At 66.4% G+C, this 18,909-nt stretch carries 16 protein-coding genes; 4 read left to right on the plus strand and 12 right to left on the minus strand.

Annotation, left to right across the window (positions count from 1 at the left end; translation table 11 throughout):
* The first annotated feature begins 62 nt into the window (after positions 1 to 62).
* The 4 genes from FIV34_RS15550 to FIV34_RS15565 all read left to right on the plus strand — a co-directional run bounded on the left by FIV34_RS15550 (position 63) and on the right by FIV34_RS15565 (position 8,660).
* On the plus strand, positions 63 to 2,663 hold the full coding sequence (locus tag FIV34_RS15550; RefSeq protein ID WP_139984328.1) for a glycosyltransferase: 2,601 nt from the start codon (positions 63 to 65) through the stop codon (positions 2,661 to 2,663).
* A 117-nt stretch (positions 2,664 to 2,780) separates the two neighbouring features.
* Complete coding sequence (locus FIV34_RS15555) at positions 2,781 to 4,547, plus strand: autotransporter assembly complex protein TamA (protein ID WP_139984331.1); 1,767 nt, start codon at positions 2,781 to 2,783, stop codon at positions 4,545 to 4,547.
* Positions 4,548 to 4,558: 11 nt separating this feature from the next.
* Entirely contained in the window at positions 4,559 to 8,308 is a 3,750-nt protein-coding gene (locus tag FIV34_RS15560; protein WP_139984333.1) for a translocation/assembly module TamB domain-containing protein, read from the plus strand.
* Positions 8,309 to 8,423: 115 nt separating this feature from the next.
* Positions 8,424 to 8,660: a hypothetical protein gene (locus tag FIV34_RS15565; protein ID WP_139984335.1), complete on the plus strand. Its 237-nt coding sequence runs from the start codon at positions 8,424 to 8,426 to the stop codon at positions 8,658 to 8,660.
* Positions 8,661 to 8,679: 19 nt separating this feature from the next.
* Here the strand turns inward: FIV34_RS15565 and FIV34_RS15570 are convergent, their stop codons facing one another.
* The 12 genes from FIV34_RS15570 to FIV34_RS15625 all read right to left on the minus strand — a co-directional run bounded on the left by FIV34_RS15570 (position 8,680) and on the right by FIV34_RS15625 (position 18,882).
* The gene (locus FIV34_RS15570; protein WP_139984337.1) at positions 8,680 to 9,102 is read right to left on the minus strand and encodes a DUF2802 domain-containing protein; all 423 of its coding nucleotides are present in this window, start codon (positions 9,100 to 9,102) and stop codon (positions 8,680 to 8,682) included.
* Between the two features lie 79 nt (positions 9,103 to 9,181).
* A complete protein-coding gene (locus tag FIV34_RS15575) occupies positions 9,182 to 10,519 on the minus strand; it encodes a HipA domain-containing protein (protein WP_139984340.1) in 1,338 nt (445 codons plus the stop codon).
* 127 nt (positions 10,520 to 10,646) lie between these two features.
* Positions 10,647 to 11,096, minus strand: a complete 450-nt coding sequence (locus FIV34_RS15580; RefSeq protein ID WP_246058643.1) for a chemotaxis protein CheW — start codon at positions 11,094 to 11,096, stop codon at positions 10,647 to 10,649.
* Positions 11,093 to 11,674: a hypothetical protein gene (locus tag FIV34_RS15585; protein ID WP_139984344.1), complete on the minus strand. Its 582-nt coding sequence runs from the start codon at positions 11,672 to 11,674 to the stop codon at positions 11,093 to 11,095. The genes FIV34_RS15580 and FIV34_RS15585 overlap by 4 nt, the downstream gene beginning before the upstream one ends.
* The gene (locus FIV34_RS15590; RefSeq protein WP_139984346.1) at positions 11,671 to 12,459 is read right to left on the minus strand and encodes a ParA family protein; all 789 of its coding nucleotides are present in this window, start codon (positions 12,457 to 12,459) and stop codon (positions 11,671 to 11,673) included. The genes FIV34_RS15585 and FIV34_RS15590 overlap by 4 nt, the downstream gene beginning before the upstream one ends.
* Positions 12,459 to 13,388, minus strand: a complete 930-nt coding sequence (gene motD, locus FIV34_RS15595) for a flagellar motor protein MotD (RefSeq protein ID WP_139984348.1) — start codon at positions 13,386 to 13,388, stop codon at positions 12,459 to 12,461. Before motD ends, FIV34_RS15590 begins: the two co-directional genes overlap by 1 nt.
* Entirely contained in the window at positions 13,385 to 14,125 is a 741-nt protein-coding gene (locus FIV34_RS15600) for a flagellar motor protein (RefSeq protein ID WP_139984351.1), read from the minus strand. The genes motD and FIV34_RS15600 overlap by 4 nt, the downstream gene beginning before the upstream one ends.
* Before the next feature lies 1 nt (position 14,126).
* On the minus strand, positions 14,127 to 16,187 hold the full coding sequence (locus tag FIV34_RS15605; protein ID WP_139984353.1) for a chemotaxis protein CheA: 2,061 nt from the start codon (positions 16,185 to 16,187) through the stop codon (positions 14,127 to 14,129).
* Between the two features lie 7 nt (positions 16,188 to 16,194).
* Positions 16,195 to 16,836, minus strand: coding sequence for a protein phosphatase CheZ (locus FIV34_RS15610; protein ID WP_211352645.1), 642 nt, complete (start codon positions 16,834 to 16,836; stop codon positions 16,195 to 16,197).
* A gap of 10 nt (positions 16,837 to 16,846) precedes the next feature.
* Complete coding sequence (cheY, locus tag FIV34_RS15615; protein WP_045828557.1) at positions 16,847 to 17,248, minus strand: chemotaxis response regulator CheY; 402 nt, start codon at positions 17,246 to 17,248, stop codon at positions 16,847 to 16,849.
* A gap of 30 nt (positions 17,249 to 17,278) precedes the next feature.
* Positions 17,279 to 18,010, minus strand: a complete 732-nt coding sequence (locus tag FIV34_RS15620) for an RNA polymerase sigma factor FliA (protein WP_139984357.1) — start codon at positions 18,008 to 18,010, stop codon at positions 17,279 to 17,281.
* A complete protein-coding gene (locus FIV34_RS15625; RefSeq protein ID WP_139984359.1) occupies positions 18,007 to 18,882 on the minus strand; it encodes a MinD/ParA family protein in 876 nt (291 codons plus the stop codon). The genes FIV34_RS15620 and FIV34_RS15625 overlap by 4 nt, the downstream gene beginning before the upstream one ends.
* Positions 18,883 to 18,909 lie beyond the last annotated feature (27 nt).

Consider the following 18,909-nt stretch of genomic DNA (forward strand, 5'->3'; position numbering starts at 1 on the left):
CGTTAAGCTCCCCGGGTTACCTCACTGATGCCACTTGGGGGCCGACCGGTCCGGGGAATGTTTTGAGCGCTACCAGCACGACCGACCGGAACCACCCCATCCTCGTCGCGGTGATCCTCGCGATCCTCGTGGCCGCGCTGAATATCGGCCTGTGGCTTGTCGCCAACCTGCCCAACGGCCCCAAGGACTGGGACGCTCCAGTCCCCGGTTTTGCGTTCACCGCCTACCAGCGGTACCAGAACCCGATGAAGGGCGACGTCTCGACCGACCCCGAAATCGACAGCGACCTGCGCCTGATCAAGCGGTACTCGCCGCGCATTCGTACCTACTCGGTGCTGGAGAACCCGCAGGTGGCCCGGCTTGCCGACAAGGAAGGCCTGGACCTGATGGCCGGCGCCCTGATCGACACCCGCCTGGAAAACAACGAGCGCGAGATCGACGCGCTGATCGCCCAGGCCCGCCGTTACCCGAAGACGATCACCCGCGTCATCGTCGGCAACGAGGTGCTGTTCCGCGGCGACCTCAAGCCCGAGCAGGTCATGGGCTACCTCGACCGCGTCCGCGCCGCCGTGAAGCAACCGGTGTCCATCGCCGAGCCGTTCCACATCTGGCTGCAGAACCCCGAGCTGGCCAACCACGTCGACTTCATCACCGTCCATCTGTTTCCCTACTGGAACGGCATCACGGCCCGTGACGGCGTGGGCGATGCCATCGCGAGCTACAAGGCCCTGGTGGCCCAGTTCCCGGGCAAGCACATCACCATTGGCGAAATCGGCTGGCCGTCCAACGGCGACCGCTTCAAGCGCGCCGACCCGAGCGTCTCCAACGAAGCGATCTTCCTGCGTACGTTCTTCAACGACGCCAAGGCCAACGGTATCGACGACTACTACGTCCTCGAAGCCATCGACCAGCCGTGGAAGGAAAACCTGGGCGAAGGTCGCACCGGCGCGTACTGGGGCATGTTCAACGCCGACCGCCAGCTGAAGTTCCCCTTCAAGGGCCCGGTCACCGAAGACATCCACTGGCCGTGGAAGGCCATTGCCGCCTCGGCGCTCGCCTTCATCCCCATGCTGTGGTTCGGCATCGCCTTCCGCCGCTTCAAGCTGGCCGGCCTGCTGTTCTTCATGGCCCTGGTGCAGCTGGCCTGCGGCCTGATCGTGTGGTCGGCCACCCTGCCCTTCAATTTCTACCTCGGCCCGTTCGACTGGGCGATGCTGATCCTGCTGTTCCCGGCGCAGCTGGCCATCCTCGGCATCCTGCTGATCAACGGCTTCGAGTTCACCGAGGTGCTGTGGCGCCGCAAGTGGGTGCGCTACGCCGGCATGCTGCCGCCCGACCCGGTGGAGCGCCAGCCGTTCGTATCCATCCACCTGGCCTGCCACAACGAGCCGCCGGAGATGGTCCAGATCACCCTGGATTCGCTGGCACGGCTGCAGTACGAGAACTTCGAAGTCCTGGTGCTGGATAACAACACCAAGGATCCGGCGGTATGGAAGCCGGTCGAGGCGTACTGCGAGCAGCTCGGCCCGAAGTTCCGCTTCTTCCACCTGGAACCGTGGCCCGGCTACAAGGCCGGCGCGCTCAACTTCGGCCTGACGGCCACGGACGAGCGCGCGGATGTCGTCGCCGTCATCGATGCCGATTACGAAGTGCGCGAAGACTGGCTGTCCACGCTGACCGGCTACTTCCACGATCCGAAGGTGGCCGTGGTGCAGTGCCCGCAGGCGCACCGTGAGTTCGAGAAGAACCGCTTCCGCCGCATGACGGCGTGGGAATACGACGGCTTCTTCCGCATCGGCATGCACCATCGCAACGAGCGCAACGCCATCATCCAGCACGGCACCATGACCATGGTCCGTCGGTCCGCGCTGGAAGGCACGGGCGGCTGGTCGGAATGGACGATCTGCGAGGATGCCGAGCTTGGCCTGCGCCTGATGCACGCCGGCTACGAGCTGGTGTACGTCGATGAACTGATGGGCAAGGGCCTCACCCCGGCCGACTTCAAGGCATACAAGAGCCAGCGCTATCGCTGGGCGTTCGGCGCGATGCAGATCCTCAAGGGTCGCTGGCACTGGATGACGGGCAAGGGCCCGCTGACCGCCGGCCAGCGTTTCCACTTCCTCACGGGCTGGTTCAGCTGGTTCGCCGATGCGCTGCATTACATCTTCACCATGATGGGCCTGTTGTGGACCGCCGGCATGATCGCCGCGCCGGACTACTTCAACCTGCCCATGCAGCTGTTCCTCATCCCGGTCATCGGCTTCTTCTTCGCCAAGGCCATCTTCGGCGTGGTGCTGTACCGCGCGCGCGTCCCATGCAGCTGGTACGACACCATCATGGCGTCGGTGGCGAGCATGGGCCTGTCGCATGCCATCGCACGCGGCATCCTGCACGGCCTCACGCGCGAGAAAACGGCCTTCGTTGTCACGGCGAAGAGCCGGCGCATGGGTGGCAGCGGATTTGCGGCGTTCGCGCCCGTGCGTGAGGAAGTCCTCATGGCGGTCGCGCTGGCACTTGCGATCGTCGGCATGGCACTGCACTACGGCACGCAGTACATCGAAAGCACGCTGTGGATTTTCATCCTCGCCGCGCAATCCATTCCTTACGTGTCAGCCATGGTCGGCGCCTGGATCGCGCACCAGTCGGGCGACGAAGCAGGCTGACCAGGCGTCGTGACGAAGCAAGCTGTTCAGCTTCGTCACGACCCCTCTATCGACCTGATCGCCAACGCGCGGTAAGTTACGGCAATACCTGGGAACGCCGGATTCGGAAGGACGCTCATGCGCCTAACCAGACGCCATGGACTGCTGCTTCTGCCGTGGTTCCTCCTGCCTGCGGTCGCCCATGCGGGCGTCGTCGTGACCGTGGACGGCGTGGACGATACGCTGAAGAACGCCGTGGTCGCTGGCGTGGAACTGAGCCAGTACACCGCGCGCGATGTCACCGACGCGCAGATCCGCCGCCTCTATGCCAATGCCCCCGACCAGGTGCAGGCCGCCCTGCGGCCCTATGGTTATTACGAAGCCACCGCCACGGGTGACCTCAAGCAGGTGGGCAACAACTGGCAGGTGACCCTGCACGTGGTGCCCGGCACGCCGGTGAAGGTGACGACGGTGAGCGCGGTGATCGACGACACCGCGTCCAAGGTGCCCGCCGTGCGCAGGGCGATGCGCGGCCTCGACAACCTGAAAGACAAGCCGATGAACGACGGGCAGTACGATGCCGCCCGTGATGCGGTCAGCGGCGCGCTTACCGCTACCGGCTTCCTCGATGCGCGCCTGGTCACCCACCGCGTGGAAGTGAACCGCGCCGAGCACACCGCGAAAGTGGACCTCAAATGGGAGGCCGGCCAGCGCTACCGCTACGGCCATGTGAACTTCAAGAATTCACAATTCCGTGACGGTTTCCTCGACCGCTACCTGCCGTTCAAGAGCGGCGACTATTTCGCGCAGGACCAGCTGCTGCAGCTTCAGCAGGCATTGAATGGGGCTGACTACTTCGCCGTGGTCAACGTCATTCCCGATACCGACAACGCGAAGGACGGCACCGTCGACGTGAACGTGGAGCTGGCCCCGGCCAAGCGCACGGTGTACACGGGCGGCCCGTTCTTCGGCACCGATACCGGCGCCGGCCTGCGCGGCGGCATCGAGAAGCGCTGGATCAACGACCGCGGGCACAAGTGGAAGAACGAACTGGTGGTGGCGCAACGGCTGAAGACGTTGTCGACGCTGTACCAGATTCCCATGCCCGGCCCGAACCAGCGCAGCTTCAACTTCGGCGCCAACTACCGCGATGCGAACACGGTGACCTCCAAATCGCGCACCTTGCAGCTGGTGGCCAACGAAACACGGCTGTGGCACGGGTGGACACGCACCGTCGGCGTGAACGTGCTCACCGGCACGTTCACCGTCGGCAAGCGCGGTGGCGAAGGAGATAACGCCGAAGGCCTCGAGCACGGGCAAAGCACCCTGCTCTACCCGGAAGTGAGCCTGAGCAAGAAGAAGGGCGACAACCCCACCTTCGTGCGCAGCGGCTGGTCGCTGACCCTGACCGCGCGCAGCACCGTCGGCACGCTGGCCTCCGATGCCAGCTTCTCCACCATCATGGGTGATGCAAAGTGGATCCAGTCGTTCTGGGGCCGCAATCGCCTGATCCTGCGCGGCAGCGCCGGCAAGACCTGGACCAACGATTTCAGTGCCCTGCCGCCACAGCTGCGCTTCTTCGCCGGTGGTGACCGCAGCGTGCGCGGCTACGATTTCGAGAGCATCGGCCCGCGCAACGCCTACGATCGCGTCATCGGTGGCGAGAGCCTGCTGGTGGGCAGCACCGAAGTGGAGCATTACTTCACGCGCAACTGGGGCATGGCCGCCTTCGTCGACGCCGGCAACGCCTTCACGGGCACCGACTACCGACCGCGCGTCGGCACGGGCCTGGGTGTGCGCTGGCTGTCGCCCGTGGGCATGATCCGCTTCGACGTGGCCGTGCCCGTGCATGACAAGAACGAACACGGCATCCACCTGCATGTCGTGATCGGGCCGGACCTGTGAGGAGCGCGGGCATGAAATGGTTCATCCGCATCGGCATCGCGCTTGGCGTGCTTCTCGTCGTGGTGGCACTGGGTGTGTGGTGGCTGGTCGGCACGGCGTCGGGTTTGCGCTTCGCCCTGGCTCGCGCGACGAGCGCCACCGACAACGCGCTGACCGTGGCCTCCGCCGAAGGACGGCTCGCCGGCCCGCTGGACCTGGCTGGCGTGCGCTATGTCGACGGAAAAGGCCTGGACGTGCGCGTGGCCAAAGCGCATGTCGATTTCTCGTTTGGCGCGCTGTTGCGCAAGCAAGCGCACGTTTACACGCTTACGGTGGATGGCGTGGATGTCGCCCTGGCGCCGCCTGCGCCGGACACCAACGAGCCAAGCGAACCCCTCACGCTGAAGCCGCCGCTCGATGTCGTCCTGGACAACGTGAAGGTCGGCCACGTGAAGATCACCCAGGCCGGCCAGCCTGTCTTCGAATCCAACTCGCTGGACCTCGCCGGGTCGTGGACAGGCAAAGGCATTGCCGTCAGCCGCCTCGCCCTGCGTGCACCGGACGGCCACGCCGACCTCGCCGGCAACCTTGCCGTCGGCAAGGGCTACATGGGCGACGGCAAGGCCGGCTTCCAGTGGAAGGTCGGCGATGTCGAGTACGCCGGCGACCTCGAAGCGCATAGCGACGGGGCGAAGGCGCACACCCTCATCAAGCTGCGCCTGCCGTTCGTCGCCCAGGTCGATGCCAACCTGGTGCAAAGCGGCGATTTCGCCTGGACGGCCTCCATCGACGCGCCGCGCTTCAATCCGAAGCCGCTTCTCGGCGACAGCAGCCTTGAGTCACTGGGCCTCGCCCTGCGCGGCTCGGGCGACCGTTACAGCGCGAAACTGACAGGTGACGTCGACCTCAACGCCTACGCGGTGCACCTCGCGCCCATCGACGCGTCGTTCGACCACGAGTACAAGCGCCTCACCCTCAACGAACTCACCGTCGGCTCGCCGCAGGTCAAGGGCGCCCTGACCGCGAAGGGCACCGTCGAGATCGCCGCGACACCCCTCACGGCCAACCTCTCGCTGCAATGGAAGGACGTGCTGGTGCCCGAGAACGTGGCCGGCCAAGTGCTGGCCAGCACGGGCAAGCTCACCTTCGAAGGCGGCGCGGAGGATTACCACGCCCTCGGCGACGTCGATATCGGCCCGCCGGACCACGTCGGCAAGTTCACGCTGGACGTGAACGGCAAGCCCGATGTCATCACGATCCACACGCTGGAACTCAAGCAGCCGAAGGGCGACCTGGCCGCCAGCGGTAGCGTCACCCTGAAGCCGGGCATCGCGTGGAAACTCGACGTCAAGGGCGACCAGTTCGATCCCGGCCAGCTGCTGGCCGAATGGGCCGGCGCCCTCAACCTCGACCTCTCGACGGAAGGCCGCCTGGTCAACGACGAGCCGCTTGGCACGCTGGAACTGCGCAAGCTGGACGGCACCCTGCGTCAGCGCCCGCTGCGCGGCAGCGGCAAGCTCGAGCTGAAACCGCACGAAGTCGTCAACGGCAAGCTCGACCTCGCCTCGGGGGGCAGCACCATCTCCCTGGATGCGAAGGGCGATACCGCCAACGACGCGCAGCTGAAGCTTGCCATTGCCTCGCTGGGCGATTGGCTGCCGGATGCCGGCGGCCGCGTGCAGGGCACGATCAATGCGAAGGGCACCGTGCCGAAACTGGCCGTCAAGGCCGATATCCGCGGCAATGCCATCGTCTACGCGGGGCAGAAGGTCGACGCGCTGTCGATCAACGCCGATGTCCCCGACATCAGCGCGCCAGGCGGCAAGGTGGACGTGGTCGCCACCGGTGCGAACACCGGCGGCCTGGCATTCGATCGCATCGCGGTGAACGCCAACGGCACGCAGGAGCGTCATCAGCTGTCGATCGACGCGCACGGCAAGCCGCTCACCACGAACCTGCAGTTGTCGGGCGCGTACAAGGACAACGCATGGAACGGCACGCTGTCCGCGTTGAACATTGATTTCCAGGGCCTGCCGCGCTTCCGCCTGCAGAACGCCAGCCAACTCGCGTTCAAGGACGGCGCGATGAGCATGAGCGACCTGTGCCTGACGGCCGGGGATCCCCTGCTCTGCGTCAACGGCAAGCAGGACAAGGCAGGCAACCTCGACGCAAGCTATCGCCTGCGCCAGGTGCCGCTCGCATTGATCATGACGGCGGCGGAAGCCGGCAATACGCCCATGCGCGCCGACGGTACGCTCGAGGGCGACGGAAGTATCCGGCGCACCGCCGCGGGTGCGCTCAGCGGCCAGGCCAACATCACGTCGCCGCACGGCTCCATCGTCTACCCCGACCGCAGTGACCAGCCGTTGCTGGTGTACAACAACCTGGCGATCAACGCGCAGCTGGCGCCCGATAACCAGCGCGTCACCGTCAACGCCACGTTGAACGATGGCGGCACGCTCGCTGGCAATGTCTCGCTCACCGGTGCGCAACAGGCGCTTGGCGGCAACGTCGCGCTGCACCTGAAGAACCTCTCGGTCATCGAACTGTTCACCACCGAAGTCGATGCGGTGAAGGGCGCGCTCGATGCGAACTTCAACCTTGGTGGCACCGTGGCGGCACCGGCCATCACCGGCCAGGCCCTGCTCGGCGGCTTTGCTGCCGAAGTGCCGAGTGCGGGCCTGAAACTGCACGATGGCCGCATCAGCGTCAGCACGACGGACGCCACTAACTACAGCGTCGACGGCACGATCCGCTCCGGTGACGGCACGCTCGGCATCAAGGGCACCGCCGCGCTGGGCGCGGGCGCGCAGGTGCGCCTGGGCATCCAGGGCTCGAAGTTCACCGCCGTGGATATCCCAGCGGCCAAGGCGATCGTGTCGCCGGACCTGACGATCGTGCAGGACGCCAAGGGCATGAACGTCACCGGCAAGGTCGGCATCGACCTGGCCGACGTCAACGTGGAACGCTTGCCCGGCTCGGGGGCGACCAAGGCCTCCGCCGACGTCGTGGTGGTTGACGACAAAGCGCAGGAAGCGGCCGCGGAAGCGTCGCCGATCAGCGCTGACATCCGCGTCGACCTCGGCCAGAAACTGCACCTGGTCGGCTTCGGTATCGACGGCCGGATCACCGGCACGCTGGATGTGCGCGAGCGCCCCGGTCGCGCGACCACCGGCCAGGGCCAGGTCACCGTCGACGGTACTTACAAGGCCTACGGCCAGGACCTGCGCATCGAACAGGGCCAGTTGCTGTTCGCCACCACGCCCATCGACAACCCGGGCCTGAATATCCGCGCAGCCCGCACGTTGAATCCGAACGCGACGATCGACGATGGCCAGAAGGTCGGCCTGTACGTCTCCGGCACCGCTCGCCGCCCGATCCTCACCGTGTTCTCGAATCCGGTGATGGAACAGTCCGACGCCCTCTCCTACCTTGTCACCGGCAAGCCGCTGTCGCAGGTAAAGGGCGGCGAAGGCAACATGGTCGGCGCGGCCGCGCAGGCACTCGGCTCCGCCGCGGGTGACCTGCTGGCCAAGAGCGTGGGCTCGAAGATCGGCGTGGACGACATCGGCGTCAGCAACAACGACGCCCTGGGTGGGACCTCCGCGTTCACCGTCGGCAAGTACCTCTCGCCGCGCCTCTACCTCAGCTACGGCGTCGGCCTGTTCGACCCCGGCCAGGTGATCACGCTGCGTTACCTCTTCAGCCACCGCTGGAATTTCGAAGCGCAGAACGCGACGGACTTTAGCCGTGCGAGTCTCAACTACCGCCTCGAACGCTGACGGTCGATTAGGCATCGGTTTTTCGGCATCGGCTCACGAGAGCGTCAGCCTTCACCTACAGACGTCATGCGTCGCGGACGACACCCTATCTCCTCGCACACCGAGGAGATAGCGCATGGCGGCCAAGGACGCGCAACCACACCGTGATGAGAGCGCCTGTCGGCGCAGGCACTGGTCTACGAGATGGCTTACGCCTGTCGTCTGGCTGCTCGGATACACGGCGCTGGGCGCTGCCGCGTATCTCAGCGAGGACTACATTTTTTCGGCGCTAGTGATTGCCCTGGGGGTTGCCATCGCCCTCATCCACGGGATGTTTGCGCTAGCTGTCGCTGTGCTCGATGCCGACGCCTGATGACGTCAACGCGCGCGGGCTAGCGTGCGGCGTGGAGCCGGTGCAGGAGCTCGGCTTCCGTGAGCGAGATGCCGCAGGTATCGGCGATATCCTGCGGCGTGGCCCCCTGGCGCGCGAGACGCTGGGCGAGTGCCAGGGCGCGATCGGTGGTGGCGCCGGGTTCGGAGGCGACAGACACCGTGGGCGTGCGGCGCACCTGGTCTTCGATGTCGCCAAGGCGGTTTTCCAGGCGGCGCAGCATGCTGGCCAGCTGGTCCGGCTCGATGGCCGGCGTCACCGGGGCCAGGTCAGGCTCCGGCGATTCGTCGATGACCACCGGTTGCGCTGCCACCGCGGCGGGCGCCGCCGGCGTGCCCGCCAGACGGCGGAAAAGCAGCAGCAGGCCGATGAGGTTCAGGACGGCTAAGGCGATCAGTACGTAGCCGATGATGGCAGCGTTCATGCGGGCGAGGCTCCGGGGTAGCGGAAGTACGGTAGCGCATCGGGGTGTGGCGCACTAGGGATGGCCCACAGGGACAGGCTTATGGGGTATGCGCTGCCAGTTGGGTTGCCCGGTGCGCCGCCCACTCCGCCCACGCCGCACTGACCAGTTCGTGGCGTGCCGTCTCGTCCCAGATGTCGCGAGCGATCGCATGTGCGCCTGGATCATCCACACGCGGCAGTGGCTCGGACACCAGCACGGGAACGTTGCCGTTGGGAGCCGGTACCCAGCGCATGGGCGTCATGTCGTAGGCAGGCGCGACCGTAAGCAACGGTTCGCGATCGTCCGAAAGAAGGAACGAAAGGTTACCCATGTGCATGTCGGTATTGGCGAGCAGATGGCCAATCGAGGCGAGCTGGCGCGCCCTGGCCAGCTGCTGTTCGTCGACGGCACCACGGCGCTCAAGATGCTCGACCGCGCCGACCCAGCCGTTTTGCGGCCCCATGTAGCCAAACGTCTGCGCGAGCGAACGCAAGGACGCCATGCCTCTATGGCCATGGTCGCCGATACGATCAAAGCGGTCGGTCTCCAGCCAGATGCGGTCGTCATGCTTCCAGACCTGTGTCGGCGCCGCGTGGACGCCATGGGCCATCATTACCTGCGCTGCAATCCCTTCGGTAATCATGATGTCACCCCACCGCTGCGCAGCGGGGTCGTTCGTGAGTGGCGGAGAAAACTTCACCAACACAGCCCGCGGCGGATAGCCGACGCCATCGTTGACCACGGCCGTGAACTTCGGCTGCTCGCCATCGGCGGAAGCCCCCACCATGACGCCATCGAGCACCTGTGCGGCACGTTCTGCGTAGATCGCCCTGCGGCCGTCGGCGATCAACGGCTCGCCGTCGCCGTCGACCAGACGCGCGAGGCCAAGGTTGCCTCGCCAGTCCCACGGTTGCTGGAGGGCTGCGGTGATCACCTGGTCCTCCGTCCAGGCATTGACGTCGAAGGTCCAGCCGTGGGCGTGGGCGTGTTCGCGCACCCAGGCGCGCCCGAGGAATCCGGCTGGTCGGAAGGCTTCCAGGAACCAGGGAAGGCCCTGGAACACGCCGGGGGTACCCTCGCGTTCGCCAAGGCGCATCCAGGCCGGCGCGGCGGCGGATGGCTGGACCCACCATTGCCCCGCGACGAGGGCCACGAGCCGGGCGACCTCGTGGTCTACTCCCTTTTCATCCCGGAGCAAAATGGGGACGGGAGCGATCTCGGGGCGCGAGAGCGCGTAGGCTCGGCGGCTGGTTTGCCCGAGGGCGACTACCCGGGGCTCGGCTTTGATGGCGCGCTGGAAGCTGCGCTCCGTGCCAACGTCCTCCGCGACCTGGCGATACAGGTCGGCCGCGGGCAGCGCGCCCCGGCGGTTCAGCGCATCAGTAATGGCGGACATGATGGCCCTGTCTGTCGCAAGAGGTCGAGTGAAAACTCTTTGTTGGACAGCAGCCTACAGCTGATTTGTCGGAAGATGGTTTTTCGCGACGGTTTTATTCAGCTTCTGTTTATCTAAATCTAGCCCATCAGGCCCGGCAGAGACGCGGCACATCGACCAGGGCGATGAACCCATCATCGCGGGCAATGACGCCACTGACGGGATCGTCGCGGCGCTCGGCGCGGCCGGGCGGCGGCGGGCTGACTTCCGCGGGGTCGAACTGGAGCATGTCACCGATGACGTCGATGCGCAGGCCGACGGTGGTGCCGGAATCGTCGAACACGATGACGCGCTGCGCGTCGAGTTCCTCCACCGCCACCTGGCCATCGAGGCCGAAGCGACGGCGGCCGTCCAGCACCGGCACGATCTGCCCGCGCAGGTTGACGATACCCAGGACGTCGGTCGGCGCACCCGGCACCGGCGTGATGTCGCCGGGGCGGATCACTTCGCGCACGGCGGCCAGGGACACCGCGTAGCGCTGCCCTTTGAGGGAGAAGCCGAGCCAGAGGTCGCGGCCTTCGCGTTTGCTATCACTCACGGGCCAAGTTCCTGTTCCAGCCATGCAATCAATGCCGCGGTGCCGATGACACCACAGCGCGGTTCTTTGGACATGCCCGCCAGCCACGGGCGCGTGGTCGCGCCATCACGCCACTGCACGTGGGCCGCGTCGATCTCGACGGGTTCGTCGGTGACTTCGCACGCGAGCGCCCAGCGGCGGTCGCCGAGCAGCACCAGCGTCGGCGCGGGCGCGCCCGCCATGTCGGGCGAAAGGATCGCCGCGAGATCGGCGACACGGGCCTCGCCACTCGGATGGCGCCAGCGGCCCAGGCAAATCGGGCTCGCGTTACGTGGCGGCGTCAACGGCGGCATCGGCAGCATGTGCGTGACATCCGCCATCGACACGGCGACGCGGACGCCGGCGGCGACGCACAGCAGGTAACGCGGCGGCACCGTCGGCGTTTCAGGCGCAGGCTGCGCTGCCGTGTTCCGCCAGGATTCGATGGCGACGACGGTCACCTGCGCGGGTGAGGCGTCCGCGGTGACAGGCGCGGGCGTCAGCAGTTCGGCCAGGTAGCCGGCGACGATCTGCTCGGCGTCGCTCATGTTGCCGATCATGCGGCGGCGTCCGTCACGGACGACGAGGACATCGCCAGCAGTTCCGCCAGCAGCTGGCGATAGGCCTGGCCGCCGCGACGGGACGCCGGCCACGAGGCGAGCGGCACGCCCGCCGCGCTGGCTTCCCGAATCTGTGTATCGGTGGGGATGACCGCCTCGCTGACGATCCCCTCGTATTTTTCGCGCAACTGGGCCAGGCACGCGCGCGATGCATGCGTGCGCGCGTCGTACAGCGTCGGCACGATGGTCCGCGGCATGGGCTTGCCCCGCGACCGTTCGATCATGGAGAGGCTGCGCAGCATGCGCTCCAGGCCTGCCAGGGCCAGTGCCTCGGTCTGCGTGGGCACGAGCAGGCGATCGCTCGCCGCCAGTGCGTTCACCATCAGGACGCCAAGGGTCGGCGGGCAATCCAGCAGTACGTGGTCGAAATCCGGCGCCAGTTCGGCGAGGGCCTGGCTGAGCACGAGGCCCATGCCCGGCTTCGTACCGAGGTGACGATCGAGCGTGATCATCGCGGCGGACGCTGGCAGCACGCTGAGGCGATCCCACTGCGTGGCATGCACGAGGGTGCCTACCGGCAACGGCAGGCTGGAGACGCCGAACAGGTCGTAGACGCTCCCATGCGCCCCGCCCTCGACACCGATGTAGCCCGAAAGCGAGGCATGCGGATCCATGTCGACCAGGAGCGTGCGCTTGCCATCGGCGGCCAGCATGCTGCCCAGCGACATCGCCGTGGTGGTCTTGCCCACGCCGCCCTTCTGGTTGGATATCGCCCAGACCTGCATCAGCGTGCCCCCGTCGTCGGTGCGCTGGCGGCTGCCGCGGCGGAGACCCGGTCGGCATCGCTGATCACGTGGGTGTTCTCCACCTTGTCGCCCATCACGACGATGAGCACGCGGCGGTTACGGTTGCGCCCTTCGTCGGTCGCGTTGGATACCGTGGGACGAAATTCGCCGAAGCCCATGATGCCGACGTGGTGCGGGTCCACGCCCTGCTCGGTGAGCAGGCGGGCCACGGTGGCCGCACGCGCTGCCGACAGCTCCCAGTTGGACGGGAACGTGGACGTCGCGATCGGCGTGTTGTCGGTGTAGCCCTCGACACGCATGGTGTTGGGGAACGGCGCGAGGATGCCGGCTAGCTTGCGCAGCACGTCCTGCGCGGCCGGCTGCAGCTTCGCCACGCCCACCGGGAACAGGATGTCGGTGCGCACTTCGATTTCAAGCCAGTCCGGCGTCTGCCGCACGCTCACGAGGCTCTTGTCGATCAGCGGCTTCATCGCGCGCTGCACTTCGTCGGAAATCTGGCTGAGGCTGGGCTGCTCGACCTTGCCCACGGAGGCATTGTCGGCCGGCGCCGTCTGGCGCTTCTCGCCGGGCTGGCGCTCGGCGGCCGCGCCTTCGTGGCCCGGCAGCGGCAGGTTGCGCGGCGGAATCGGCACGTCGATCTTCGCGATCGGGCTGGCCGCCGGCGCACGCGACTGGTTCGGCAGCGGCACCTGCACCGCAGGCGTGCTGTCGCGGGTGGGCTCGATCACCTTGCCGGTGCCGTTGAAGGCTTCATTGATGGATTGCGCCATCACCCGGAACTTGGTTTCGTTCACGGCGGACACGGCGTACATCACCACGAAGAGCGCCAGCAACAACGTGATCAGGTCACCATAGGGGATGGCCCAACGCTCGTGGTTGATGTGTTCCTCGTGATGGCGGCGCTTCACTGCAGGAACCCCTGCAGCTTGCTCTCGATGTGCCGCGGGTTATCGCCCTGGGCAATCGAGACGAGGCCTTCGACGAGGATTTCGCGCATCTGCGAGCGCGCGCGGGCCAGGCCTTTCAGGCGCGCCGCCATCGGCAGCGCCAGCAGGTTGGCCAGGCCGATACCGTAGATCGTGGCGACGAAAGCGGCGGCGATGCCATGGCCCAGCTTGCTGGGATCGGCGAGGTTCTGCATCACGGCCATCAGGCCCATGACGGCGCCGATGATGCCCATGGTCGGCGAATACGCGCCGGCGTTCTCGAACACCTTGGCCGCTTCGATGTCGATGTGTTCGCGGGTGAACACTTCCACCTCGAGCACGGAACGCATGGCGTCCGGCTCCGTGCCATCCACCAAAAGCTGAAGCCCCTTGCGGATGAAGGGGTCCTGTTCGCGCTCGATGGCGGGCTCCAGGCCCAGCAGGCCCGTGCGTCGTGAGATCTCGCTCCACCCGACGATGCGGGTGACGAGATTCTCGGATTCGATATCGGGTGGCCGGTACACCCACGGCAGCATGGCCCAGGCGCGCTTGAGCACGGGGCCCGGGGTCTGCACCAGCAGCGCGGCGAAGGTGCCGAGGAAGACGATGACGAAGGCGGCAGGATTCCACAGGGCGTCGAGGCTCGAGCCCTTGAGGATGGTCCCCACGATGATGACCAGGAAGGCCAGGATCGTGCCGACAACGCTCACGATATCCATATCAGACAGCCATCCTCAGGCTGGGCAGCACCTGGCCGCTGTCATCGGCCAGGCCCGCGAGGTCAAGTACGAGTGAGATACGTCCATCGCCGGTGATCGTAGCACCGGCCACGCCGGGCACGCCCTTCAGGAAGGGACCGAGCGGCTTGGCCATCACATCTTCACGGCCCAGCACTTCGTCGACGAGGCAACCCAGCGTCTGGTGGCCGATCTGCACCACGACGACGTGTCCACCCCTGCCCTGCGCGCCCGCCCAGTTGCCGAGGTCGGCCAGCGGCAGCGCGCGGTTGCGGTGCGCGGCCACCACGCGGCCGTCCAGTTCCTGGACCTGGCCTTCGGCGAGCTCGAACACTTCGGCGACGTTGGACATCGGCAGGCTCAGCAGGCGGTTGCCCACGCGCACCATCAGCACGCGCAGGATCGCGAGCGTCAGCGGCACCGAGAGGCGCACCGTGCTGCCATGGCCCACCCGCGAATCAATCGACAGGGTACCGCCAAGTTCAACGATTTTTGTCTTCACCACGTCCATGCCGACGCCGCGGCCGGAAATATCCGAGACCTGGCTGGCGGTGGAGAACCCGGGGCGGAAGACGATTTCGTAGCATTCGCGCTCGTCGAGGCGAGCGGCCTGCTCTTCATCCATCAGGCCCTTCTCGACCGCCTTGCGGCGCAGGACTTCCGGGTCCATCCCCTTGCCGTCATCGGTGACGGTGATGACGATGCGGTCGCCGTACTGGCCGGCCGCGAGGCGCACGGTGCCGGAACGCGACTTGCCCGCGTCTTCGCGGACGTCAGGCATTTCGATGCCGTGGTCCACGGCGTTGCGCAGCAGATGCACCAGGGGATCGGCCAGGGCCTCCACCACGGTGCGGTCGATATCGGTGTCTTCGCCTTCGGTGACGAGCTCAATCTCTTTGCCGAGCTGGCGGGCCAGGTCGCGCACGATGCGCGGGAACCGCGAGAACAGCTTGCCCACCGGCTGCATGCGCATGCGCAGCACGGCGTTCTGCAGGTCTTCCGCCACGCGCTCCAGCTCACCGATGGCGCGTTCCATCGGGTCGTTGGTGCCGCGGGGTGCGAGATTGGTCAGGCGATTACGCACCAGCACGAGCTCACCCGCGGCGTCGACAAGGCTGTCGAGGCGATGGGTATCAACGCGCACGGTGGTATCGGCGGCAGCGGCCGGCTGGCGCTTTTCGCTCGGCGCGCTAGCCGCTTTGGGCTTTTCAGCCACCGGCGCGGCAATCGGTGCCACGGCCGGCGCGACTGGCTCGGCAACAGCAACGGCGACGGGAGCGGCCTGCGTCGGCAGTTCGGCGTCACCCGGCGCAGCCGTACCGTAGAGCTGGTCCAGCAGGGCTTCGAACTCGTCATCGCTGATGGCGTTGCTGTCGGCCGCCGCGGGCGCATCGGCAACCGATGCGCTGGGCACATCGGCGTCGATGGACGCGCCGGGAGCGGCCGTGCCGTAAAGCGAATCCAGCAGCGATTCGAATTCGTCGTCGGAAATGGTGCCGGTGGATGCCGGCGCGGGCGCCCGGTCGGCGCGCGCGGCGTCGAGCAGGGCCTCGAATTCGTCTTCGATCGGATCGTAAGGCTTCGCCGGCGCCGCGGCGGGCGCCGGCTGGCGTGGGGCGCTGATTGGCACCGCCAGGGCCACCGGCGCGGCAGAAGCGGCACGACCCGGGATCACCAGGCGATCAAGCAGTGAACGCGGCGCGGGCTCGGCGGGTACACCGGCGTCGGCCGCGCGCATCATGTCGTTGAGCAGGTCGAGCGACTCCAGCAACGCGTCCATCAGGCCGGCGTTGAGGACGATGGCGCCGTTACGCGCCTCGTTGAGCAGGTCTTCCGCGCGGTGGCACAGTTCCACCATGGCGTTCAGGCCAAGGAAGCCCGCACCGCCCTTTACGGTATGGAACGCACGGAATACCGCGTTCAGGAGCTCGCTGTCTTCCGGCGAGGCCTCGAGGTCCACGAGCTGTTCGCCCAGGGTCTCGAGCAGTTCGCGCGCCTCGATCAGGAAGACGTTGAGCAGCTCGTTGTCCAGCTCCACGCTCATGCCGGGCTCAGAACCCGAATTCGCTGAGGAGGCGATCCACTTCGTCCTGGCTGACCTTGTCCGCGGCCGGCGTGTTGCCACCCGCGAGCGAACCGGTGAGGCGCACCAGCTCGATCAGCGAGGACTCGACCTTGGCCATGAAGGCTTCGACCTGGGCGACGCGCTGGCCGGACAGATCCTGCCAGGACTGCGCTTCGACCATTTCGCCGAAGCCGATGTCGCAGCTCTGCGCGAAATCGCCCACGCGCACGGCCAGGGCCGTCGCGTTGACGTTGAAGACGGGGTCGGCCTGGTCGAGCACGAGCAGCTCGTCGGCCTCTTTCGCCAGGGCCTGCGCCTGCGGGCGCAACTTGTCGCTGAAATCCAGCGTGCGGTGGGCCGCCTGCGAACTCATTTCGAGCACGTCACGCAGGTGCTTGCGCGCGTCACTCATCGTGCCCGGGATGCCTTCGCTGGAGATATCGGCGGCAAGGCGGCGGGCGGATTCGTGGAGGTCGCGCGCCAGGTGGCCCAGCGCCATGAACAGGTGCTGCTCGCGGCTGCGGATAAGGCTGTCGAGCGCCTTTTCAAAAGCCACGCTATCGTCGGCGTCGAGCAGCTCGCGCAGTTCGGGGGCCACGTCCTGGCCAGCGGAAATCATCGTGTTCATGGTCAGTCCCTTAGCCCGCGGCCGCAGCGAGTCGTTCGAAGATCTTGTCGAGCTTTTCCTTCAGCGTGACGGCCGTGAACGGCTTCACGACGTAACCATTCACGCCGCTCTGCGCGGCTGCGATGATCTGGTCGCGGTTGTTCTCGGCCGTGACCATCAGCACCGGCAGCTTCTTCAGCGCGGCGTCGGCACGAATGGCACGCAACAGGTCGATGCCGGTCATGTTCGGCATGTTCCAGTCGGTGACCACCAGGTCGATGGGCTGCGAGCGCAGCAGCGCCAGCGCCGCGTTGCCGTCTTCCGCTTCCTGGATGAGCGTGTTGGTGAAACCCAGCTCCACCAGCAGGTTACGGACGATGCGCCGCATGGTGGAGAAATCGTCCACCACGAGGATTTTCATGTTCTTGTCCAAAACGTTCTCCGCCTTACTGCCGCGTCGTTCTTAGTGTTTGTCTTTCCAACCTGACATGCGTGCACGGAGTCGGATCAGGGCCTGGCCATGGATCTGGCACACGCGCGATTCGCTCACTCCCAACACCGCACCGATTTCCTTCAGGTTGAGTTCTTCATCGTAGTACAGCGACATCACCAGCTTTTCGCGCTCGGGAAGCCCGTCGATCGAGTCGGCGAGCGCATGGCGCAGGCCGTCTTTTTCGAACAGGCCGTCCGGGCCCGCGGCGTCCGGGTCGGCCACGTCGATCGCGAAACCTTCGTCGCCTTCCGGCGCCGTCAGGCTCAGCAACCGCGCACTCGCCGCGTCGGCCAGGATCTGGTTGTACTCCATGGCATCGATGCCAAGACGCTTCATCACTTCCACGTCGTTGGCGTCGCCGCCGGTTTCGTTCTCGATCTGCCTGGTGACTTCCGCCACTTCGCGCAACTTTCGGTGCACGGAGCGCGGGGTCCAGTCCGTCTTGCGCAGTTCGTCCAGCATGGCGCCACGAATGCGGATGCCCGCATAGGTTTCGAAGCTGGCCGCGCGAGTCGGCGAATAGTTCCTTGCCGCCTCAAGCAGGCCGATCATCCCGGCTTGCATGAGGTCGTTCGCATCGACGCTGGGCGGCAGGCGGCCCATCAGGTGATAGGCAATCCGGCGCACCAGCGGCGCGTGCGTTTTTACCAGTTGATCGGCCGGAACCTTAGTGATTTCAAGGTATTCGCTCGCGACGCTCACAACGGCAGCCCTCCCCCCACGTGCTCGCGGCCGGCAAAAAAGCCGATCCGACCCTGACCACGGGGTTCGGGTTCACCCCATGTATCGACCGACCTGGCCATATTCTTGAATCCCACCGCCGAACGGCTGCTGGGCCAGGCTTCGACCACCGCCGACTGGCGGCGGATGGCCTGGCGCAGGTACTCGTCGTGCGGAACCATGCCCATGAAATCCAGGGACACATCGAGGAACCGATTGGTCACCCGGGAGAGCTTTTCGAACAGCTGGCGGCCTTCCTGCGCGTGGCGAACCATGTTGGCCACGATGCGGAAGCGGTTCACCGCGAATTCGCGCGACAGCACCTTGATGAGTGCGTAGGCGTCGGTGAGCGAGGCCGGCTCGTCGCAGACCACCACCACGACCTCGTCGGAGGCGGCGGCAAACATCGACACGCTATCGGAGATGCCCGCGGCGGTGTCGACAATCAGGTACTCCGGCGCCAGCGGGTATTCGTCGAAGGCGCGGATGACGGCGGCATGCTCGATGTTCGGCAGCTGGGCCATGCGGCGGGTACCGGAGGTGGCCGGGATCACCTTCAGGCCATGCGGCGCTTCCAGCACCAGGTCTTCGATGGCGCAGGCGCCTTCGAGCATGTGACCGAGATGGCGCGTGGGCTGCAGACCGAGCAGCACGTCGATATTGGCCATGCCGAGGTCGGCGTCCAGCAGGAGGACGTCACGCCCGCCCATGGCCAGGGCCATGCCGAGGTTCACGGCCACCGTGGTCTTGCCCACGCCGCCCTTGCCGCCCGCGATCGCGATGCTCCGCGTGGGGCGGCGGTCGGCTAGCCAGTTAAGCGTGGCGGCCTGGGAATTGTCGACGTGTGTGGTCATGAAGGAGTTCACTGCCGTGAAAGAGGT

Origin of the sequence: Luteibacter pinisoli (assembly GCF_006385595.1) — a bacterium.
In the GTDB taxonomy this organism is placed as follows: Bacteria; Pseudomonadota; Gammaproteobacteria; order Xanthomonadales; family Rhodanobacteraceae; genus Luteibacter; species Luteibacter pinisoli.

Bases quoted from the DNA above. Each gene is read 5' to 3' on its own strand.
- FIV34_RS15605 (WP_139984353.1), bottom strand. From the start codon at position 16,187: ATGAGCGTGGAGCTGGACAACGAGCTGCTCAACGTCTTCCTGATCGAG.
- FIV34_RS15570 (WP_139984337.1), bottom strand. From the start codon at position 9,102: ATGAACGCTGCCATCATCGGCTACGTACTGATCGCCTTAGCCGTCCTG.
- FIV34_RS15565 (WP_139984335.1), top strand. From the start codon at position 8,424: ATGGCGGCCAAGGACGCGCAACCACACCGTGATGAGAGCGCCTGTCGG.
- FIV34_RS15625 (WP_139984359.1), bottom strand. From the start codon at position 18,882: ATGACCACACACGTCGACAATTCCCAGGCCGCCACGCTTAACTGGCTA.
- FIV34_RS15585 (WP_139984344.1), bottom strand. From the start codon at position 11,674: ATGATCGGCAACATGAGCGACGCCGAGCAGATCGTCGCCGGCTACCTG.
- FIV34_RS15600 (WP_139984351.1), bottom strand. From the start codon at position 14,125: ATGGATATCGTGAGCGTTGTCGGCACGATCCTGGCCTTCCTGGTCATC.
- FIV34_RS15610 (WP_211352645.1), bottom strand. From the start codon at position 16,836: ATGAACACGATGATTTCCGCTGGCCAGGACGTGGCCCCCGAACTGCGC.
- FIV34_RS15575 (WP_139984340.1), bottom strand. From the start codon at position 10,519: ATGTCCGCCATTACTGATGCGCTGAACCGCCGGGGCGCGCTGCCCGCG.
- FIV34_RS15590 (WP_139984346.1), bottom strand. From the start codon at position 12,459: ATGCAGGTCTGGGCGATATCCAACCAGAAGGGCGGCGTGGGCAAGACC.
- FIV34_RS15560 (WP_139984333.1), top strand. From the start codon at position 4,559: ATGAAATGGTTCATCCGCATCGGCATCGCGCTTGGCGTGCTTCTCGTC.
- FIV34_RS15555 (WP_139984331.1), top strand. From the start codon at position 2,781: ATGCGCCTAACCAGACGCCATGGACTGCTGCTTCTGCCGTGGTTCCTC.